5 protein-coding genes are annotated in these 3,094 nt (G+C 32.0%); all 5 read right to left on the reverse strand.

Annotated elements, in window-relative coordinates:
• Window positions 1-281 (reverse strand): pyruvate kinase (locus ABY298_RS15710; RefSeq protein ID WP_372746994.1); only part of this gene is annotated, 281 nt, incomplete at its 3' end.
• Between the two features lie 2 nt (window positions 282-283).
• A complete protein-coding gene (locus tag ABY298_RS15715) occupies window positions 284-742 on the reverse strand; it encodes an IPExxxVDY family protein (RefSeq protein ID WP_372746995.1) in 459 nt (152 codons plus the stop codon).
• A gap of 89 nt (window positions 743-831) precedes the next feature.
• Window positions 832-1,572, reverse strand: coding sequence for a ribonuclease III (gene rnc / locus ABY298_RS15720; RefSeq protein WP_372746996.1), 741 nt, complete (start codon window positions 1,570-1,572; stop codon window positions 832-834).
• An 11-nt stretch (window positions 1,573-1,583) separates the two neighbouring features.
• Window positions 1,584-2,834 (reverse strand): beta-ketoacyl-ACP synthase II, encoded by a 1,251-nt coding sequence (fabF, locus tag ABY298_RS15725; protein WP_372746997.1) that lies wholly within the window; start codon window positions 2,832-2,834, stop codon window positions 1,584-1,586.
• A gap of 7 nt (window positions 2,835-2,841) precedes the next feature.
• The gene (locus tag ABY298_RS15730; protein WP_089380648.1) at window positions 2,842-3,078 is read right to left on the reverse strand and encodes an acyl carrier protein; all 237 of its coding nucleotides are present in this window, start codon (window positions 3,076-3,078) and stop codon (window positions 2,842-2,844) included.
• Between the last annotated feature and the right edge of the window lie 16 nt (window positions 3,079-3,094).

Raw genomic sequence — 3,094 nt, forward strand, 5'->3', positions numbered from 1 at the left:
GTAAATACATCACCTTCATTTAAATAAACGCCTTCTTGCATTACTCCAACACGTAATTTTGGACCTTGTAAATCCGCTAAACATGCTACGTGAAAATTTCTACGTTTATTAATTTCTCTAATAATTCTTACTTTTTCTTTTACTTCGTCGTAATCTGCATGAGAAAAATTAATTCTAAATACATTTACACCAGCTTCCATCATTTGTTCTAATAGACTTTCTGAGGCTATTGCCGGTCCTAATGTTGCTACAATTTTGGTGCGTTTTCTGTTTTGTGCCATAATTAAAATATAAGGTAATCTTTGTTTTTTAATGAGTTTAGTTCTATTGAATATGAAGTAATTATTTGATTTATTTGCTTTAATTTTTCTAATGTAGTTGCAATATAGTTTTCATGGTCTCCTCCTTCAATTTTTAAAAAGAAATCTACTTTCTTTTTTTCAGGAATTAAATATGAAGTTGTACTATAATTTCCATCAAATAAACCTCCATTTTTGTTATTGTTTACATACTGTGTATGTTTATTGTTTATTAAATAATAATTTATAAAATTGTGTTCATCTTTATATTCAAATAAAGGAAACTCTGCGTTTGAACCTTCAAAATCTAAATTAAAATTAAATCGTTTAAATTTTGTTTTTATATGCTTGTTTATTAAAAATGCTAATTTATAATCTTCTTCTGTTGAATGGATTCCAATTAGTGAATAGTCATCTTCAAAATCAAATGTTAAAATTGGCATATAAAGGATGCATATAAATTCCTACAAAAGTACCATAGTTTAAGTATAGTAACTAATTAATTTACGAAATCGTATTCGATTTTTACAATCTACAAATTAGATAATTGTTTCTGAAAAGCGAAATATGCTCTTTTAGAAGCCGTTTCTTCTGCTTTTTTCTTTGATGTGGCTCTACCTTTAGCTATTACATTTCCGTCTAAAAAAAGTTTTACACTAAAATGTTTAATGGTGTCATTTCCAGTATCTTCATACACTTCAAACAAAAATTCTTTTTTTTGTTTTTGGCACCATTCAATAAAAAGGCTTTTGTAACTGGTTATTTTACCTTCTAGTTTTGGAACATCAACATAAGGTTGAATTACCCTTTTTTCAATAAATTTATTGCAGTATTTATAACCTCTATCTAAGAAAATAGCTCCAATTAAAGCTTCAAAAATATTTCCGTGAATATTTTCTCCAAATTTAGATAATGCAACATTGCTTTTTACAAAACGAAATAGGTCTAAATCTCGGCCAAGTTCATTTAAGTGTTCTCTACTTACAATTTTAGAGCGCATTTGTGTTAAATAGCCTTCATCACCTGATGGTACTTCATTAAATAAATAGGCTGCAATTGCCGCGCTTAACATGGCATCTCCTAAAAACTCCAATCGCTCATAGTTTACAGGGTGACCTGTATCTAAGTCAATTTCTTTTATTGATCTATGAGTGAATGCTTTTTTATAATAAGAAATATTTTTTGGGGTGAATCCTATTAGTTTTTTAATATCAACAAAAAAACCCTCGTCATCTTTGTATCGAGCATTTATAATTTTTCGAATGAAATTCATTCAGTTTTTTGTTAATCTAATTTTTTAAACAATACACAAGCGTTGTGACCTCCAAAGCCAAAAGTATTACTCATGGCTACATTTACAGTACGTTTTTGGGCTTTGTTAAACGTAAAGTTTAATTTACTGTCAATTTGGTCGTCATCTGTAAAATGATTGATAGTAGGAGGAACAATTCCATTTTTAATAGCTAAAATAGATGCAATTGCCTCTACAGCTCCGGCTGCTCCTAATAAGTGACCAGTCATTGACTTGGTTGAATTGATGTTAATAGAATAAGCATGCTCTCCAAAAACCTCTAAAATTGCTTTACTTTCAGCAATATCTCCTAAAGGAGTTGAAGTTCCGTGCATATTTATAGCATCTACATCTTCTGGTTTTAATCCAGCGTCTTTTAAGCAGTTAAGCATTACATTTTTTGCGCCCAAACCATCTGGGTGTGGAGCGGTTATGTGGTATGCGTCTGCAGATAAACCACCTCCAGCAATTTCGGCATAAATTGTAGCTCCTCTTGCTATGGCGTGTTCGTATTCTTCTAATATAAGAGCTCCAGCTCCTTCTCCTGAAACAAATCCATCTCTGTCCTTATCAAATGGCCTAGATGCAGTTGCAGGATCATCATTTCTTGTAGAAAGTGCTTGTAAAGCATTAAATCCTCCAATTCCGGCAATTGTGATAGTTGCTTCAGAACCACCTGTTACCATTACATCAGCATAACCTAAACGAATGTAGTTTAAAGCGTCTATAATAGCGTTTGATGAAGATGCACAGGCAGATACAGTGGCAAAATTTGGTCCTCTAAATCCATATTTAATGGAAATTTGACCAGGCGCAATATCTGCAATCATTTTAGGAATAAAGAAAGGATTAAATCTTGGTGAACCATCTCCAGCCGCAAAATTTAAAACTTCATTTTGAAAAGTTTCCAATCCTCCAATTCCAGCTCCCCAAATAACACCAACTCTGTCTTTGTCAATGTTTTCTAGATCTAATTTCGAATCTAAAATAGCTTCATCAGATGCTACAACAGCATATTGTGTGAACCTATCCATTTTTCGAGCTTCTTTTCTGTCAATAAATTGATTGACATCAAAATCTTTTAGCTCACAAGCAAAACGAGTTTTGAACTTGGATGCATCGAAATAAGTTATTGGAGCAGCCCCGCTAACTCCGTTAATGAGGCCATTCCAATATTGTTCAACATTATTTCCAATTGGTGTTAATGCCCCAAGTCCAGTTACTACAACTCGTTTAATTTCCATATAAAATTTACTTTTTTGCGTCTTCTATATAGCTAATTGCTTGACCTACTGTTCCAATGTTTTCTGCTTGATCGTCTGGAATTTGAATATCAAATTCTTTTTCGAATTCCATGATTAACTCAACAGTATCAAGTGAATCTGCTCCTAAATCATTAGTAAAGCTAGCTTCTGTTGTTACTTCATTTTCGTCAACGCCTAATTTATCAACGATAATGGCTTTTACTCTTGATGCAATGTCTGACATAATTCTTTAATTTTTA

This window comes from Lutibacter sp. (genome assembly GCF_041596795.1).
GTDB lineage: Bacteria > Bacteroidota > Bacteroidia > Flavobacteriales > Flavobacteriaceae > Lutibacter.